We start from the raw sequence: 17,847 nt of genomic DNA, 5'->3' as shown, positions 1-17,847 counted from the left end.
TTTGCAAATGGCAAAGATTAAAGGTCAAGTTAAGTGGTTCAACGAGTCTAAAGGTTTTGGTTTCATTACTCCTGCTGACGGCAGCAAAGACGTGTTCGTACACTTCTCTGCAATCCAGGGTAACGGCTTCAAAACTCTGGCTGAAGGCCAGAACGTTGAGTTCGAAATTCAGGACGGCCAGAAAGGCCCAGCTGCAGTTAACGTAACTGCTATCTGATCGAACCACTGCTGACTGAAGCGCTTAGCACTTCACTCTCAGACATAAAGCCTCGCATAACGCGGGGCTTTTTTATGCCCTTTATCTTTCAAAATATTACCATCCCCGTACTTGTTAGTAACTTGTTGCAAAGCTGCGAGGTTAGTAGCACTGTTTCGGCTCCTTCTGCTCGGCTTTTCCCGTTAAATCAGGGCGTTGTTAAATTGTCCTGGGGTTCAGGTGAAGAAGAAGATACTTACGACAGCCGGAAATTTCACTCCGGCGCGTTTTGCGCTGCTCTGTTTTGCCATTTTTTGTAGTCTGGCTTTTTTACTGGGTCGTGTTGCGTGGCTGCAAATCATCAAGCCAGACAATCTGGTGAAGCAAGAGGATATGCGGTCACTCCGGGAACTGCCGATTGATGCTCCACGCGGCATGATCAAGGATCGTGAAGGAAGACCACTGGCGGTCAGTGTGCCAGTCAGGGCCGTATGGGCCGATCCAAAAACGGTACTGGCGAAAGGGGGAGTCGGCTTTGATCAGCGCTGGCAAGCGCTGGCGAATGCGCTACATCTCTCTTTGGCTACGCTCTCGACACGCATCAACGCGAATCCACAGGGACGTTTCATTTACCTTGCCCGCCAGGTTGACCCGGCACAGGCAAAGTGGATCGATAAACTGAATTTGCCGGGTATCAATTTACGTGATGAGTCTCGTCGTTTTTATCCCGCCGGGCATGTGGCGGCAAATCTGATTGGTTTCACCAATATTGACGGGCAGGGTATTGAAGGTGTGGAAAAAAGCTTCAACGCTCAGTTAACGGGGAAGGCCGGGGTCCGGCAGGTAAGAGAGGATCGCTACGGGCGTGTGGTAGAAAACCTGACAGAAGTTGCTCCTGCACCGGCGCATAACATCCAGTTGAGCATCGACGAGCGGTTGCAAACCATTACCGAAGATGCGCTTGATAATGCCGTGGCCTGGAATAAGGCCGAATCCGGGGCATCGGTGTTAATTAATATCCCAACCGGGGAAATACTCGCCATGGCGAGCTATCCGGATTTCAACCCCAATAATCGCGAAGGCGCAACAATAAACGATTTTCGTAACCGTGCGATCAGCGATACTTTTGAACCTGGTTCTACCGTCAAACCGCTGGTGCTGATGACTGCATTGCAGCAGGGGCTGGTCCAGCCGGACAGCGTGATTGACACCCATCCGTATACTCTCGACGGGCATCGTATCCGCGATGTGGGTTACTACCCTGAACTGACCATGACCGGGATCCTGCAAAAATCGAGCGATACAGGCGTATCCCGCCTCTCGCTGGCGATGCCGATCCAGCATCTTATTGATACTTACCGGAACTTTGGTTTTGGTACAAATACGGGGCTTGGCTTAACGGGGGAGAGTGCGGGACTACTGCCACAGCGTAAATTCTGGAGCCAGCTCGACAGGGCGACGTTTGCCTTTGGCTACGGGCTGATGGTGACACCGCTCCAGCTGGCACATGTTTACGCCACCATTGGCGGCTACGGGCTTGAGCGTCCTCTCTCAATCACGCGTATCGATCCACCCGTAATTGGACAACGCGTCATGCCAGAGGAAATCGCTCATGAAGTGGAGCATATGATGGAGAGTGTGGCACTGCCTGGTGGGGGAGGCGTTAAGGCAGCCGTGCGTGACTACCGCGTGGCGGTGAAAACCGGTACGGCGAAGAAAATTGATGATAGCGGGAAGTATGTCGATAAATACGTCGCCTACACTGCAGGTGTTGCACCCGCCAGCGACCCACGTTTTGCGCTCGTAGTCGTGATTAACGATCCTCAAAACGGGGCATACTACGGCGGTGCCGTCTCCGCGCCCGTTTTCAGCGAGATTATGGGAAACGTGCTGCGTCTGGAGAATGTGAAACCCGATGGTTTACCGGCGGGTTCAGATCACCTTATCGTTATGCGTTAACCGGGCGTTTATAACCAGGGCGAATAGCGGTACACTTCGCCCTTTGAATATGCTCCGGAGTCACCATGTCCTTCAGCTGCCCCCTTTGCCACGCCCCCCTGACACACTCAGATAAAAGTTATACCTGTCCGCAGGGGCATCAGTTTGATATGGCAAAAGAAGGCTACGTGAATCTTCTGCCGGTGCAGCATAAGCGCTCCCGCGATCCCGGCGACAGTGCAGAGATGAAGCAGGCGCGTCGCGCGTTTCTGAATGCCGGGCACTATCTGCCGCTGCGGGAGACCGTCGCGCAGAGGCTGAATGACATTCTGCCTGATTCTGCCACCGCCATACTCGATATCGGCTGCGGGGAAGGGTACTACACCGCACGGTTTGCCGAGATTGCCCGTGAGAAGGGCGCGCTGACATTCGGTCTGGACGTGTCGAAAGTGGCGATTCGCGCAGCAGCAAAACGTTACACCGACGTGACGTTCTGCGTGGCATCCAGCCACCGTCTGCCGTTTGACGATGCCAGCATGGACGCTGTTATCCGCATTTACGCGCCCTGCAAGGCGGAAGAGCTGGCTCGCGTGGTGAAGCCGGGCGGATGGGTGATTACCGTTACCCCCGGCCCACGTCATCTGATGGAGTTAAAAGGGCTGATCTACGACGAAGTGCGTCTGCATGCGCCGCATTCTGAACAGCTGGCCGGTTTTAGCCTGAAGCAGGAGCAAAGCGTGGCGTATGAAATGACGCTTAAAGGAGAAGAGGCCGTTGCGTTGTTGCAGATGACTCCGTTCGCGTGGCGGGCAAAACCGGAAGTATGGGAAACGTTAGCGGCACGATCAGCATTTTGCTGCCAGACGGATTTCAGTATCCACGTCTGGCAGCGCGAAGATTAACCGGCGAAGTGTGCCCAGAGTATCTGGGCTCCGATGCCAATTAACACAATCCCACCCAGGATCTCGGCGCGTTTACCCAGCAGCGGGCCGATAAATCGACCAACCATCATTCCCAGTGTGGACATAATTAGCGTTGCGCAGCCAATAGCAAGCGCAGTGGCGATAATATTGACCTGCAAAAATGCCAGTCCGACACCGACAGCCATCGCATCAAGGCTGGTAGCAATGGCTGTGGTAACCAGTAACCAAAAACCGTGGCGGTGTTGAGGCTCCTCATCTTCATCGTCACTGCCGCGAAAACCTTCGATGACCATTCGGCCACCAAGAAACACCAGCAGCACGAACGCAATCCAGTGGTTCCATTCCAGCACAAACTGGCTGGCGAGCATGCCAAGACCCCAGCCGATAAGCGGTGTCAGCGTTTCAATTGCGCCAAAGATAAGACCGGTGCGTAATGCTTCAGAGAATTTTGGTTTGTGGAGCGTGGCACCTTTACCAATGGAGGCGGCAAACGCGTCCATGGACATGCCAAAAGCAAGAAGGATGGTAGCGGAGATATTCATAACAGCGTCCAGACCGGGAGATATCCATATGACACATCACTGCCCCCAGTAAACAGCAGTTGATGTATCTATGGTCTCGCCTGATCGCAACGCACATAAGATGTGCAGAAAGCGATCCGTACGCGCCACGTTTTTCAACGAGTATGTTGACACGTACATTTCCTGAGAACAGGAAATCGGCTACTCCCCAACGACGGGCGCAACCTTAACATATTTTGAGAATATAAAACAACAATGGATAGGCATTATTTCAAATGCTTATTGATAACGATTTTCATTTTTATTTAAGGGTGAGTGTGTCGTTAAGAAATATAGGTAGAAAGAAAAATGAGTAATATAGCTTCGGCTATGTTTATTGCGTAAAACGCACACAAAATATAGCCGATGCTATATATCTAACTCATTGAGTTTTAACGAGTAGTTTGTATATTTTTTCCAAATCGTCAATATTTTTAACACGAATAAGCAGGCGGCGTTGCTCTAATTGCATGACCAGTACACCATCTTCCGATAAATTCATCTCTTTAATACGGTTATATTCTATCCAGACATTGGCAAAGAAAAATCCATGGGATTTAAAAATGATTTTTGGCGTGCGGATCCAGAACAGATAAATCGCCATTAATGCCAGCGCACATAATAACCATGTGGTTAATATTGCACCATGGCTGGTGACGTTGTTGTAAATAAGGATGACGATGAGACCCGCGAAGATAAACGCATCTACGCGTCCGCGTCGCAGAAGAGGGAGGGAGAGCAGCGTCTCGCCGTGGCGGCGAGGCATGATGAACTCGTCATAGATCGCGTAAGCCAGAAGGGCAGCAATAAATAAAACCAATACGATGTCCGTGACAGTCATTCATCCTCCAGATGACAGATAAAAAAACCGGGGGCAAGCCCCCGGCGTCAAACGTTATTGCCTTACAGGCCCAGCAGGCCGACAGCGTAACCCGCGATACCGATGATAAAGAAGCCAACGATGATCCACAGTGGGTTAACTTTCTTACGCAGCAGCCACATGCAGGCGAAGGTTAACAGCAGCGGCACCAGGCCAGGCATAAGCTGGTCCAGAATCGTCTGCACGGTGGTGACGCGCGTCTGACCATCCTGCCCGGTGATGGTCGATACCACCAGCGGGATGTTCACGTGCGTCCACTTGTTAACCAATGCCCCCATCACAAACAGGCCGAGGATCGACGCCCCCTCAGTCAGTTTTTGCAGGAAGCCGCCGCCCATGTCCTTAACGATGTCCACCCCTTTACGGTAACCGTATGCCACACCGTAGTAACGGGTCAGCAGACGCACGGCGTTGAACAGGATAAAGAACAGCAGCGGGCCAAGCAGGCTGCCGCTCATCGCGATACCGGCCCCTAGTGCCGCGAAGACCGGACGAACGGTACCCCAGAAGATAGGGTCACCGACACCTGCTAACGGACCCATCAGACCGACTTTAATACCGTTGATGGCACCATCGTCAATCTCTGCGCCGTTCGCACGCTGCTCTTCCATCGCCAGCGTTACACCCAGAACGGGAGCCGCCACATATGGATGGGTATTAAAGAATTCCAGGTGACGCTTAATTGCCTGACGGCGCGCTTCGTTGTTTTCCGGATAAAGGCGTTTGATTGCCGGCACCATGGAGAAACAGAAGCCCAGCGCCTGCATACGTTCGAAGTTCCATGAACCCTGAAACAGGTTAGAACGGATGAACACGCCACGAATATCACCCGGAGTGAGTTTTTTCTCGGTGGTAGTTTTTGTCATATCAACCATTTCGCTCACCTGCTAGTCCAGTTCGTTATCGAGATCGTTGTTACCAGCAGCCTGCACTGGGGCACCCGCAACGCGGTTGTATTTCGGGCTCAGCTGGATGTAGAGAATCGCCATCACTGCACCAATTACACCCAGCGCAACCAGGTTGAAGTTGGTGAAGGCAGCGGTCACGAAGCCGAGGTAGAAGAACGGCATCAGGTAGCCTGCGCGCATCATGTTGATGACCATTGCGTAACCGACTACCACGATCATACCGCCCGCGATGTTCAGGCCGCCGGTGACCACTTCTGGAATGGCGTTCAGCATGCTCTGCACTTCACTGGTACCGACAGAAATCGCGACGATGACCGCCGGAATAGCGATACGCATCGCCTGCAGGAACAGCGATGAAACGTGGATCCAGGACAGCGCCGTGAGGTTGCCATTTTCGGCTGCCTTATCCGCTGCGTGCTGGAAAGCAACCGTGATGGTACGAACGATGATAGTCAGTACCTGGCCTGCTGCTGCCAGCGGGATCGCCAGGGCGATACCTGCACCAATACTCTGGTGACCGGCAATAACCAGAACGGTAGAAATGATGGAAGCCAACGCGGCATCAGGCGCAACCGCCGCACCGATGTTCATCCAGCCCAGGGCGATCATTTCAAGGGTACCACCGATGATGATACCGGTTTTCATGTCACCCAGAACGGCACCAATCAGCGTACAGGCCACCAGAGGACGGTGGAACTGAAATTCATCAAGTACGGATTCCATACCCGCAATACATGCGACGACGAACACCAGCACAATCTGAAGAGTGGTAATCTCCATTGCACTTCTCCTATTACATAAGCGTTATGTGAAAACCGGCGCGGGCTTATTTCCCAACTTTACCGATCAAATCCATCATTTTCAGTTTCTGATCCGTGGAAACCTTACGGGCTTCCAGCTCAATACCGCGGGCATTCAGCTTGTTAAATGCCTCGATATCTTTCGCATCAACCGAAATGGCGTTGTTGACCTGCGTTTTGCCCTGACGGAATGCCATACCCCCGATGTTCACGGAGGTGATTTTCACGCCGCCTTCAACAATGCGCTCAACGTCTGTCGGGTTAGTGAACAGTAGCATCACGCGTTCACCCGCATATTTCGGGTTGTTATAAACGCGGATCATCTTGGCGACATCCACCACGTGCGCGGTAACGCCAGGAGGAGCAACCTGAGTCAGAAGGGTTTTACGTACAGTATCGGCGGCAACCTCATCACTGACGACGATAATGCGTCGAACGTTGGTCTCTTTGGTCCAGCGCGTAGCGACCTGACCGTGGATTAAGCGGTCATCAATACGTGCAAGGCCAATAACCATGTAATCATTCGGGCCCATCGGTTTTGCCGGTGCAGCAGCTTTTGGCGCTGCGACAGCCGGTGCGGGTTTCTCGACTGGTTGTGCTTTCAGCGCTTTCACGCCTTCGCGGCCGGTTTCCACAGCGAGTGCAACCAACTCATCGAAAGAGGGATTGTCGTCGCGCGCCATGAAGGTTTCCACCAGCATCGGGATATTCACCCCGGCGACAACTTCGTAGTGTTCTTTATCGACGACAATGCGGCTGGCAGCATTGAACGGACTGCCTCCCCATGTATCAACGAGAAACAGCACGCCTTTGCTGGTATCCAGCTTCGCGAGTTGGGCGTTGTACTTCTCAATCAGCGTCTCGGCATTTTCACCGGGAACGAAATCGATCCAGCCGACGTTTTCCTGCTCGCCCAACAGCATCTCTGCTGTTTTGAGTAGCTGCTCAGCAGCCCAACCATGTGTGCCTATGACAATAGCAATGGTCACTTGCTACCTCCTTTTATTATCATTAATACGCCTGCCAGGCAGTCGTACTGAGAATCGTATTGGCGAACCGAATCGATTCAGATAAGGGTTAGAGTTCAAAAAACTAAGACTTCCGCGAATTATTTTAGATAGTGAAAAAATAATTTATGTGATGAAGATCCGTAATTTAGCTTTCGCAATCGAGAAATTACTCGTCAAGAATTAAGCCTTATCGAATTTTTGCAAAGGAACGTAAATCTTTGCTAAACAGATATTGTCTCTGATATGTTTAGCCTCCGTTTAATTGTTCAGGAGTATAGGGCTACAGCCCACTATATGGACCGTCACCGACGTCAGACATCTACCAGGCCATTTCGCGCCTATTTCACCGGCGATCCTCGCCACGTATCGACTCTGTTTGCCTCTGTTTTGCCCACATTGAGTGGGGCACCGTTTCGTCATTCCTTTAGCAGGAGCTTGTCATGGAATTCTTAATGGACCCGTCAATCTGGGTGGGATTGCTCACGCTGGTGGTGCTGGAGATTGTTCTCGGCATTGATAACCTGGTGTTTATCGCCATCCTTGCGGACAAACTGCCGCCAAAACAGCGTGATAAAGCGCGCCTGATCGGTCTGTCGCTGGCGCTGGTCATGCGCCTGGCACTGCTGTCCGTCATCTCGTGGATGGTCACGCTGACAAAACCGCTTTTTTCCGTCATGGATTTCACCTTCTCCGGCCGTGATTTGATCATGCTATTGGGGGGGATATTCCTGCTGTTTAAAGCGACGACAGAGCTGCATGAGCGGCTGGAAAACCGTCAGCACGATGATGGACACGGTAAAGGCTATGCCAGCTTCTGGGTTGTTGTGATGCAGATCGTGGTGCTTGATGCAGTCTTCTCGCTGGATGCGGTGATCACGGCCGTCGGTATGGTGAACCATCTTCCGGTGATGATGGCGGCTGTTGTTATTGCGATGGCGGTTATGCTACTGGCCTCGAAACCGCTGACGCGTTTCGTGAATCAGCATCCGACGGTAGTGGTACTGTGTCTGAGCTTCCTGCTGATGATTGGTCTGAGCCTGGTGGCGGAAGGCTTCGGTTTCCATATTCCGAAAGGCTACCTGTACGCAGCCATTGGCTTCTCAATTCTGATTGAGCTGTTTAACCAGATTGCGCGCCGTAACTTTATTAAACAGCAGTCGAATCAGCCGCTTCGCGCCCGTACTGCAGACGCCATTCTGCGTCTGATGGGGGGGCGTCGACAGGTCAACGTCCAGTCTGACTCCGAAAACCGTCATCCGGTTCCGGTCCCTGAAGGGGCGTTTGTGGAAGAAGAGCGCTACATGATTAACGGCGTACTCTCCCTGGCCTCGCGTTCACTGCGTGGGATCATGACGCCGCGCGGCGAAATCAGCTGGGTTGATGCTAACCTGAGCGTGGATGAAATTCGTCGGCAGTTGCTCTCGTCACCACACAGCCTGTTCCCGGTTTGCCGTGGTGAGCTGGATGAGATCATCGGTGTCGTCCGTGCAAAAGAGATGCTGGTGGCTCTGGAAGAGGGTGTCAACGTCGAAGCCATCGCCGCTGCTTCACCTGCGATTGTGGTGCCGGAAACGTTAGATCCAATCAACCTGCTGGGCGTGCTACGCCGTGCTCGCGGTAGCTTTGTGATCGTCACTAACGAATTTGGCGTAGTACAGGGGCTGGTGACGCCGCTGGACGTGCTTGAAGCGATCGCCGGTGAGTTCCCGGATGCAGACGAAACACCTGAGATCGTGGCTGACGGCGAAGGCTGGCTGGTTAAAGGTACAACCGATCTGCATGCGCTCTCGCACACCCTGGGGCTGGAAAACGTGGTCAACGATGAAGAAGACATTGCCACCGTGGCGGGTCTGGTCATCGCGGTTAACGGGCAAATCCCACGAGTGGGGGATGTTATCGAACTGCCGCCGTTGCACATTTCCATCGTTGAAGCCAACGACTATCGCGTTGATATGGTTCGTATTGTTAAAGAACACTCTGTCCACGATGAAGATGAGTAAGTCTGCTTAACGTAACGGCATTAAAGGCACGATGTGTCCGTTATGGTGTGCTGGCGGGGGGGCGCTTCCCGCCAGCCATTGCGGAAAATCTCGCAGTGGCATAGGCCGCGCATAGAAAAACCCCTGCAGGACAGGTACCCCATGACGGCGTAAATACCGCGCCTGCTCCTCTGTCTCGACTCCTTCAGCAACCAGTTCGATATTCAGCCGCTGACCCAGAGCAATAATGATGTCTGTCACCGTTGAATTTACTGCATCAGTTCCAATTGCAGTGGTAAACGACTGATCAATTTTCAGAACGTCCGGGTGCAGTTTTTCAAGCCAGGAGAGGGAACTGTTCCCGGTGCCAAAATCGTCGATAGCGAGTTTCACCCCCTTACGATGGAGCTCACGCACAGTGCGATAATCCGCATCCAGCAACGCATCTCGTTCCGTTAATTCAATCACCAGTTGCTGGCGCGGGTGTGCGCTGAACCAGAAGTGGTTCAGATCCTGTATCAACACAGCGCGACGGAAATGGCTGGCGGCGACGTTAATCCCAATGTGGAAACCTGCGCTGGAAGGAAAGTAACCTATCTGGCGCACCGTTTCGGCGATGACGTAACGGGTCAGGGGAACAATCAGGTTGTGTTCTTCTGCCAGAGGAATAAACACTTCCGGGGAGATCCACCCCTGACGGGGATTATTCCAGCGCAGCAGGATCTCAACACCAGAGCACTCCTGAGTACGGGCATTCACCAGCGGCTGACAGAAAAGCTCAAATTCCCGCGCCGCAATCCCCATATCAATCTCCCATGTGAAGCTCATCCGGTTTGCCGTAGCGAGCCAGGCGAGATATCCCAGCAACAGGCTCAGCATTAACCCCAGCGGCAGTTGGGCTGGCAGGCTCTTTAAGGCGAGTTGTCCAGGACCCGGCCCGCTTACTGTAATGGAGAAAGGATTACGGATTGATGACTGCTGGAAAATAGCGCCATCTTCATCAAATGTCAGGCTATCAGTGACGCGTTGACCATAACGCAGGAAGCGATCGCCCACGGTCAGCGCCACGTCATCGATCAGCGGGCGCTGGGGTTCCAGTATCATTTTGGTGATCAGATCAATATTGATGATTTCAATAACGCCATCTTCACCGTCACCGGAAACAGGGTACCACTGGATCAAAATCGGACTGCCCTTAAGCAGCCACTGGTCGGTCGATAAAATCAACTTCGTCGTATTGGCGGGTAATTCTTTCAGAAAATCACGAACCGGCACATCGCGGCTACCGAAAATACTGGAGCAATAGAGAATACCGTCTTTAATCAGGGCAATGGAGCGCACGGTCTGCAAAATGGCTGCCTGCTTTCGCAGAGCAAGGTGCACCTGAGGGCAGGGTTGACCCACGAGGGACTGCAGCACCTTGCGACGGTTTTCTAATGAAAGCAGTATGTTATCAAGGGAGCGAACGGTATGGCTGGTAAAATCGAGGATCCGCTGTTGGTTGACGTTCCGCTGCGAAATAAAGCGAATACCTAATGTCAGGATGAGCGTGAGGAGCGCGACCGTCACACAGACGATAACGCGTTTTCGGCGATAGTTTTTAATGATCGTTTGTGCTGTTTGCATGAACGGGCGCCTGATAAGCCACCAGCCACAAAAGCCGGACGCAACAGTACAAAGTGTAGTGGTGAAAGCAGAAGGAGACGAGAAACAGGAGGGAAATTCGCCCATCCGTTGCAGATGGGCGAAAGAGAGTATTAGTCGCACTGCACCTTAATAGCCAGGCCACCACGGGACGTTTCACGGTATTTCGCGTTCATGTCTTTGCCCGTTTCGTACATGGTTTCAATCACCTTATCCAGCGATACGCGAGGTTCGCTGGTACGGCGCATCGCCATGCGCGAGGCGTTGATGGCTTTCACTGAGGCAATCGCGTTACGCTCGATGCACGGTACCTGCACCTGGCCCGCGACCGGGTCACAGGTCAGACCGAGGTTATGCTCCATACCGATTTCAGCCGCCACACAGACCTGCTCAGGGCTTGCTCCCAACAGCTCTGCCAGACCGGCTGCCGCCATCGAACAGGCCACACCCACTTCACCCTGACAACCGACTTCAGCGCCAGAAATTGAGGCGTTCATTTTGTACAGCGCACCGATGGCACCTGCCGCCAGGAAATAACGGATGTAGATGTCCGGGGTCACGGGCTCAATAAAGTGATCGTAGTAGGCCAGCACCGCCGGAACGATGCCACACGCGCCGTTGGTTGGCGCAGTCACGACACGACCCCCTGCGGCGTTTTCTTCGTTAACCGCCAGGGCAAACATGTTTACCCAGTCGACCACGTTCATCGGGTCGTTGGAGAACTTGTCCGTGGTCACCAGCATACGGCGCAGGGCGGAGGCACGACGCGGCACGCGGAGCGGACCCGGCAGAACGCCTTCGGTGTTCATCCCGCGATCGATACAGGCGCGCATGGTTTGCCACACGTTCGCAAAATAGTCTTCAATCTCTTTTTTGCTGTGCAGTGCCAGTTCGTTCTGCATCACCATACCGGACAGTGAAAGACCGGTCTCTTTGCAGTAACCCAGCATTTCGGTAGCCGATTTGAACGGGTACGGTACGTTGACGTCGCCGACGCTATCTTTGCCAAAATGCTCTTCATCGACGATAAAGCCCCCGCCGATGGAGTAGTAGGTTTTGCTGTAAATCTCTTTTTCACCGCTATAAGCGTGAATGGTCATGCCGTTTTCATGCAGCGGCAGGTTGTCGCTACGAAAACGCATGCCATCATCCTGCGGGAAATCGACTTCCTGCTGGCCGTTTGCCAGCAGCAGGCGGCCACGTGTTTCCACGTCGCGAATGAATGCCGGGATGGCATCAATATCAACGGTATCTGGCATATTGCCTGCCAGACCCATAATAATGGCGATATCGGTGTGGTGGCCTTTACCCGTTAATGACAGTGAGCCGTAAACATCCACGGCGACACGGGTAACGCTTTCCAGTAATCCTTTTTCGACCAGATCATCGACGAACTGTTTACCGGCCTTCATCGGGCCAACAGTATGGGAAGACGAAGGGCCAATTCCCACTTTGAACATGTCGAATATACTAATCACTTTCACACTCCTGACAGGGTTACCGGGGTTCCAGTAACGATGTTATAACTGCGCATAGTGTAAGAGGGAACACCGACCTCGGCTTAACTATTCACATGAATTAAACTAATGGTTAACGATGGGTTTTGCTAATAGCGCGACGCAGATCGCAAACCTGGCAGAAGAGGGTGGAATGTAAAGTATAGTCAAGGCTTCAGGCCGATTTGCAACGCCAGCTCACGAATAATCCCCGCCGTCATGCCCCAGACAAAATAATGCTGATACCAGGACAACCAGACCCGATGGTCATGTCCGCGACGCTGAATATCCAGCGGGTGATAACGACTCAGTCGAAGGGCTTCATCCAGCGGCATTTCAAACACCGCGGAAACTTCATCAACGCTGGCGTGATACTGCAGGCCCGGCGGGATAATGCCAACCACTGGCGTGACCTGAAACCCGGTGACACTGTCGACGGGCGGCAGCACGCCGATAACCTCCACCGCCTCTGGCGGAATGGCAACCTCTTCCTGCGCCTCCCGCAGCGCGGCGGCAATCAGCGAGGCGTCGGAACTGTCGACTGCGCCTCCTGGAAAGGCGACCTGACCCGCGTGCTTACGTAAATGGGGAGAACGCTGGGTGAGCAGCAGGCCCGGCTGCGCGCGACGCACGACCGGGATCAGTACGGCTGCCTGACGCTGATTAAGCGCTTCGCGGTTGACCTGCGGTCGTAATAGCTGAAAACGAGATAAAAAGTCATCCAGCGTCAGGTTCTCTTTTTCCACCCGTGATTACTCCAGTTGTTTCAGGATACGGTTAACTTTATCAAAGGTTTCCTGATATTCCGCATCGACCTGGCTATCAGCAACAATGCCGCCCCCGGCAGAACAGTACAGGTTCCCGTTGCATGCCGTCAGCGTGCGGATCGTAATGCTGGTATCCAGCGTGCCGCACAGGCTTATATAGCCAATGCTGCCGCACCAGGCGTTGCGGCGGTGCGGTTCCAGTTCGTCGATGATTTCCATGGCGCGAATTTTTGGCGCGCCGGTGATGGAACCGCCCGGAAACGCGGCGCGGAGCAGATCGCAGGCGGTGCGAGAAGTGGGCAGACGCGCGGTAATGGTACTGACCAGATGATGCACCGCCGGGAAAGGTTCGACGACAAACAGTTCCGGCACGCGCACGCTGCCCGGAACGGCCACCCGGCCTATATCGTTACGCATGAGATCAACAATCATCAGGTTTTCGGCGCGGTCCTTCGGTGAGGTGGCCAGTTTTTCTGCCTGCTGACGATCGGCGTCGGGATCGGTAAGACGCGGCAATGTGCCTTTAATCGGACGGGTTTGGATCGTACCCTCTGCCAGATGAATAAAGCGCTCAGGTGACAAGCTGAGTATTGCCCCCTGTTTCAGGCGAATAAACGCGCTGAACGGTGCCCGGTTAGTGGCATTGAGGCGGGTAAATGCCTGCCATTCGTCGCCTTCATAAGTCGCCTGGAAACGCTGGGCAAGGTTAACCTGGTAGCAGTCACCGCTTTGCAGATACGCCTGAACGCGCGAGAATTTTTCGGCATAATCCGCGGCGCTCATATTCGAGCGCCAGTCGGAGGTCAGCATGAACGTCTCTGCGGGTGTAGCCTGTTGCGCCTCTAGCCAGTCCAGACGCGCCTGCACGTCACGATGGCTCAGCAGGGAAACCGTTTTTTTCTGGTGATCAACAATTAACGCCCAGTCATACAGCCCCACGGCCATGTCGGGCAGGGGAATATCAGCCTGCGCATGCTCAGGCAGCGTTTCGTAACGACGACCCAGATCGTAGCCAAACAGGCCCAGCGCGCCACCCTGAAAAGGAAGGTCCGGGTTCGGTGTGGCAGATAAGCCCAGCGCGTTAATTTCTTGCTGAAGCTGCATCAGCGGATCGTCCGTTAACGGCAGGTCATCGGTTGTCAGCGTCTTGACGGGATCGGCGACCAGAATATCGAAGCGGCTGTACGGGTGGTCCGCATAGCCGGAGTGCAGCAGCATCGCAAACGGAAGATGGCTCAAACGAGCAAACCAGAATTCAGCGGCGTCCGTACGCCAGGGCAGGGTAATAACAGTGGGGAAGCGCATGTTCATGTGTGGCATACTACCGGGCAGCGTGAAATAATTAGCGCCAATAATCTAGCAGGAGTTGACGATGTTTGCAGGTTTACCTTCTCTGAGCCATGAACAGCAGCAGAAAGCGGTTGAGCGAATTCAGGAACTGATGTCCCAGGGGATGAGCAGCGGACAGGCGATTACCGTTGTCGCCAAGGAGATTCGCGCCAGTCATTCCGGCGAGCGGATCGTGGCGCGTTTCGAAGATGAAGATGAAGATCCAGAAGAGTAATCGGGCTTACACCGCCGCGATAATCTTAATCTCAACCTTATACTCCGGTTTCATCAGCGTGGCCTGTACGGTGCAGCGTACAGGCGCGTGACCTGCTACAACCCACGCATCCCAGGCTTTGTTCATCGCCGCAAAATCCTCTTTGTTTGCCAGGAAAATCGTCGCATCCAGAATGCGGGATTTGTCGCTGCCCTGTTTTTCCAGCACCGCGTCAATCTGCGCCAGGGTATTTGCCGTCTGCTCGAACGCATCTGCGTCCAGGTTAGCCGGTACGCCGGTGTAGTAGAGCGTCTGGTTATGGATCACCACATCAGACCAGCGGGCTTCGGCATCAATGCGCACAATTGTCATAAACGTTTCCTCGTTATTTTTCGTCATCAGGCGGCAAGACTGCCATATTGTTCCGCTGACGTCACTATTTGGGGTGGCACTGGAGAGAAGGGGCTGACATAATCCCTGTGCAAAAATACAGTGAGAGAACACCGTGGCAGACGATTTTTCCCCTGAAGGTCAATTAGCACAGGCCATCCCTGGCTTCAAACCGCGTGAACCACAGCGGCAGATGGCGCATGCCGTTGCACGCGCCATCGACAAGGCGCAACCGCTGGTGGTCGAAGCCGGAACCGGCACGGGGAAAACGTATGCTTACCTTGCACCGGCGCTGCGCGCGAAAAAGAAGGTAATTATTTCCACCGGGTCGAAAGCGCTGCAGGATCAGCTGTACAGCCGCGATTTGCCCACGGTGGCAAAAGCGCTGAAATACAAAGGTCGTCTGGCCTTGCTGAAGGGGCGCTCCAACTATCTCTGTCTGGAACGTCTTGAGCAGCAGGCGCTGGCGGGTGGCGATCTGCCGGTGCAAACTCTGAGCGACGTCATTATTCTTCGCGCCTGGGCGAACCAGACCGAAGAAGGGGATATCAGCACCTGCGCGAGCGTGCCGGAAGACTCTCCTGCCTGGCCGCTGGTGACCAGTACTAACGATAACTGTCTTGGCAGCGACTGCCCGCTGTATAAAGACTGCTTTGTGGTGAAAGCGCGCAAAACGGCGATGGATGCCGACGTGGTGGTGGTTAACCACCATCTGTTTCTCGCCGATATGGTGGTTAAAGACAGCGGTTTCGGCGAGCTGATCCCCGAGGCGGACGTCATGATCTTCGATGAAGCCCATCAACTGCCGGATATCGCCAGCCAGTATTTCGGTCAGTCGCTCTCCAGCCGTCAGCTACTGGATCTGGCCAAAGATTTCACCATTGCTTACCGTACTGAATTAAAAGATACCCAGCAGCTACAGAAATGTGCCGACCGTCTGGCGCAAAGTGCCCAGGATTTTCGCTTACAGCTTGGCGAGCCGGGCTATCGTGGCAACCTGCGTGAACTGCTGGCCGACAAAAATATCCAGCGCGCACTGCTGCTGCTGGATGATGCCCTTGAGCTCTGTTACGACGTGGCGAAACTGTCGCTCGGACGCTCCGCGTTGCTGGATGCCGCCTTCGAGCGCGCCACGCTCTATCGCGGGCGGCTTAAACGGCTGAAAGAGATTAACCAGCCGGGGTTCAGCTACTTGTATGAGTGTACCTCACGTCATTTCACCCTCGCCCTGACACCGCTTACCGTAGCGGATAAATTCAAAGAGGTGATGGCGCAAAAACCGGGAAGCTGGATCTTCACCTCGGCAACGCTTTCGGTGAATGACGATTTGCACCACTTTACCGAGCGTCTGGGTATCGAGCAGGCGGAGTCGCTGCTGCTGCCAAGCCCGTTCGATTACGAAAAACAGGCGCTGCTCTGCGTGCCGCGCAATTTGCCGCTACCGAATCAGCCCGGTGCCGCACGCCACCTGGCGGCGATGTTAAAACCGATGATTGAGGCCAACAATGGCCGCTGCTTTATGCTCTGCACTTCTCACGCCATGATGAGAGACCTGGCTGAGCAGTTCCGTGCCACTATGACCTTGCCAGTGCTGTTGCAGGGTGAAACCAGCAAAGGGCAACTGCTGCAGCAGTTTGTCAGTGCTGGTAATGCCCTCCTTGTGGCCACCAGCAGCTTCTGGGAAGGGGTGGATGTGCGCGGGGACACGCTCTCGCTGGTGATTATTGATAAACTGCCGTTTACCTCTCCGGACGATCCGCTGCTGAAAGCGCGCATGGAAGACTGCCGCCTGCGCGGAGGCGATCCGTTTGATGAAGTCCAGCTGCCGGATGCGGTAATCACCCTTAAGCAAGGGGTAGGGCGATTGATCCGCGACGTGACCGACCGCGGTGTGCTGGTCATTTGCGATAACCGGCTGGTGATGCGCCCATATGGTGCCACTTTCCTTGCAAGCCTGCCGCCCGCGCCGCGCACGCGGGACATAAAACGCGCGGTGCGTTTCCTCGCAAACCCAACGGCGGAGTAATTTGCCCCGGAGTGTGCTAAGATGCGCGCCATTTTGTGACTGACCCTTGCGAGAGCGCGACAACTGATGCGAATTCTGGCTATTGATACCGCTACAGAGGCTTGTTCCGTTGCCCTGTGGAACGACGGTACTATCTCTGCTCATTTCGAAGAGTGCCCACGGGAACATACCCAGCGCATTCTGCCCCTGGTAAAAGCGATTTTAACTCAGGGCAACACCTCCTTAACCGACCTCGATGCGCTGGCCTTTGGCCGAGGGCCTGGCAGCTTTACGGGCGTACGTATCGGGATTGGCATTGCACAGGGGCTGGCGCTGGGCGCTGAGCTGCCGATGATTGGCGTCTCTACTCTCGCCACCATGGCGCAGGGCGCATGGCGCATGACCGGAGCAACGCGTGTGCTGGCCGCGATTGATGCCCGCATGGGTGAAGTCTACTGGGCTGAATATACGCGCGATGAAAACGGCGTGTGGCACGGTGAAGAGACGGAAGCCGTGCTTAAGCCGGAAGCGGTCACCGAAAGACTGCAACAGTTGTCCGGTGAATGGGCGACCGTTGGCACTGGCTGGCCTGCGTGGCCGGAGATGGCGAGCGGCACCGGGGTGACACTGGTAGACGGCAACATGCTGCTGCCGGCTGCGGAAGATATGCTTCCGATTGCCTGCCAGCTGCTCGCAGAAGGAAAAACCGTTGCCGTTGAACACGCGGAGCCGGTTTATTTGCGAAACACCGTCGCGTGGAAGAAACTTCCGGGCCGCGAGTGAATCTCAGTAACAGGAACTGAGAAAA

Annotated in this window: 17 protein-coding genes; 7 read left to right on the top strand and 10 right to left on the bottom strand. The window is 54.2% G+C overall.

Annotated elements, in window-relative coordinates; translation table 11 throughout:
- Positions 1–7 precede the first annotated feature (7 nt).
- The 3 genes from cspE to rlmA all read left to right on the top strand — a co-directional run bounded on the left by cspE (position 8) and on the right by rlmA (position 3,036).
- Positions 8–217: a transcription antiterminator/RNA stability regulator CspE gene (gene cspE, locus LCD46_13115; GenBank protein ID UOY69041.1), complete on the top strand. Its 210-nt coding sequence runs from the start codon at positions 8–10 to the stop codon at positions 215–217.
- Positions 218–436: 219 nt separating this feature from the next.
- Positions 437–2,155, top strand: coding sequence for a peptidoglycan glycosyltransferase FtsI (gene ftsI, locus LCD46_13110; GenBank protein ID UOY69040.1), 1,719 nt, complete (start codon positions 437–439; stop codon positions 2,153–2,155).
- A gap of 65 nt (positions 2,156–2,220) precedes the next feature.
- Positions 2,221–3,036, top strand: a complete 816-nt coding sequence (gene rlmA / locus LCD46_13105; protein ID UOY69039.1) for a 23S rRNA (guanine(745)-N(1))-methyltransferase — start codon at positions 2,221–2,223, stop codon at positions 3,034–3,036.
- Here the strand turns inward: rlmA and mntP are convergent.
- From mntP to manX, 5 genes are all read right to left on the bottom strand, one after another.
- Positions 3,033–3,599, bottom strand: a complete 567-nt coding sequence (mntP, locus tag LCD46_13100) for a manganese efflux pump MntP (protein ID UOY69038.1) — start codon at positions 3,597–3,599, stop codon at positions 3,033–3,035. The two genes, rlmA and mntP, sit on opposite strands and share 4 nt — an antisense overlap.
- A 400-nt stretch (positions 3,600–3,999) precedes the next feature.
- On the bottom strand, positions 4,000–4,458 hold the full coding sequence (locus LCD46_13095) for a DUF986 family protein (protein ID UOY69037.1): 459 nt from the start codon (positions 4,456–4,458) through the stop codon (positions 4,000–4,002).
- A gap of 62 nt (positions 4,459–4,520) precedes the next feature.
- Positions 4,521–5,372, bottom strand: coding sequence for a PTS mannose transporter subunit IID (locus tag LCD46_13090; protein UOY69036.1), 852 nt, complete (start codon positions 5,370–5,372; stop codon positions 4,521–4,523).
- Positions 5,373–5,384: 12 nt separating this feature from the next.
- On the bottom strand, positions 5,385–6,185 hold the full coding sequence (locus tag LCD46_13085) for a PTS mannose/fructose/sorbose transporter subunit IIC (GenBank protein UOY69035.1): 801 nt from the start codon (positions 6,183–6,185) through the stop codon (positions 5,385–5,387).
- A gap of 46 nt (positions 6,186–6,231) precedes the next feature.
- Positions 6,232–7,194: a PTS mannose transporter subunit IIAB gene (manX, locus tag LCD46_13080; protein ID UOY69034.1), complete on the bottom strand. Its 963-nt coding sequence runs from the start codon at positions 7,192–7,194 to the stop codon at positions 6,232–6,234.
- 461 nt (positions 7,195–7,655) lie between these two features.
- On the opposite strand from manX, the gene yoaE reads away from it, so the two are divergent.
- Entirely contained in the window at positions 7,656–9,215 is a 1,560-nt protein-coding gene (gene yoaE / locus LCD46_13075; GenBank protein UOY69033.1) for a CNNM family cation transport protein YoaE, read from the top strand.
- A gap of 6 nt (positions 9,216–9,221) precedes the next feature.
- Here yoaE and LCD46_13070 read toward each other — a convergent pair whose 3' ends face one another.
- The 4 genes from LCD46_13070 to pabB all read right to left on the bottom strand — a co-directional run bounded on the left by LCD46_13070 (position 9,222) and on the right by pabB (position 14,412).
- Entirely contained in the window at positions 9,222–10,820 is a 1,599-nt protein-coding gene (locus LCD46_13070; protein ID UOY69032.1) for a cyclic diguanylate phosphodiesterase, read from the bottom strand.
- A gap of 131 nt (positions 10,821–10,951) precedes the next feature.
- On the bottom strand, positions 10,952–12,316 hold the full coding sequence (sdaA, locus tag LCD46_13065; GenBank protein ID UOY69031.1) for an L-serine ammonia-lyase: 1,365 nt from the start codon (positions 12,314–12,316) through the stop codon (positions 10,952–10,954).
- Positions 12,317–12,501: 185 nt separating this feature from the next.
- Complete coding sequence (locus tag LCD46_13060) at positions 12,502–13,080, bottom strand: CoA pyrophosphatase (protein UOY69030.1); 579 nt, start codon at positions 13,078–13,080, stop codon at positions 12,502–12,504.
- Between the two features lie 6 nt (positions 13,081–13,086).
- A complete protein-coding gene (pabB, locus tag LCD46_13055; protein UOY69029.1) occupies positions 13,087–14,412 on the bottom strand; it encodes an aminodeoxychorismate synthase component 1 in 1,326 nt (441 codons plus the stop codon).
- Between the two features lie 61 nt (positions 14,413–14,473).
- Between pabB and LCD46_13050 the strand changes: the two genes are divergently transcribed.
- Positions 14,474–14,665, top strand: a complete 192-nt coding sequence (locus LCD46_13050; GenBank protein UOY69028.1) for a YoaH family protein — start codon at positions 14,474–14,476, stop codon at positions 14,663–14,665.
- A gap of 6 nt (positions 14,666–14,671) precedes the next feature.
- Here the strand turns inward: LCD46_13050 and LCD46_13045 are convergent, their stop codons facing one another.
- A complete protein-coding gene (locus LCD46_13045) occupies positions 14,672–15,016 on the bottom strand; it encodes a RidA family protein (GenBank protein UOY69027.1) in 345 nt (114 codons plus the stop codon).
- 133 nt (positions 15,017–15,149) lie between these two features.
- Here LCD46_13045 and LCD46_13040 point away from each other — a divergent pair, with 133 nt between their 5' ends.
- Together LCD46_13040 and tsaB are read left to right on the top strand one after the other, a co-directional pair.
- Positions 15,150–17,060 (top strand): ATP-dependent DNA helicase, encoded by a 1,911-nt coding sequence (locus LCD46_13040; GenBank protein UOY69026.1) that lies wholly within the window; start codon positions 15,150–15,152, stop codon positions 17,058–17,060.
- 66 nt (positions 17,061–17,126) lie between these two features.
- Positions 17,127–17,822, top strand: coding sequence for a tRNA (adenosine(37)-N6)-threonylcarbamoyltransferase complex dimerization subunit type 1 TsaB (gene tsaB, locus LCD46_13035; protein UOY69025.1), 696 nt, complete (start codon positions 17,127–17,129; stop codon positions 17,820–17,822).
- Positions 17,823–17,847: the final 25 nt, after the last annotated feature.

It is taken from the genome of Enterobacter ludwigii (genome assembly GCA_023023105.1).
Taxonomy (GTDB): domain Bacteria; phylum Pseudomonadota; class Gammaproteobacteria; order Enterobacterales; family Enterobacteriaceae; genus Enterobacter; species Enterobacter adelaidei.
The sequence above is the reverse complement of the archived record's forward strand: the minus strand, read 5'-3'. Positions and strand labels throughout refer to the sequence as shown.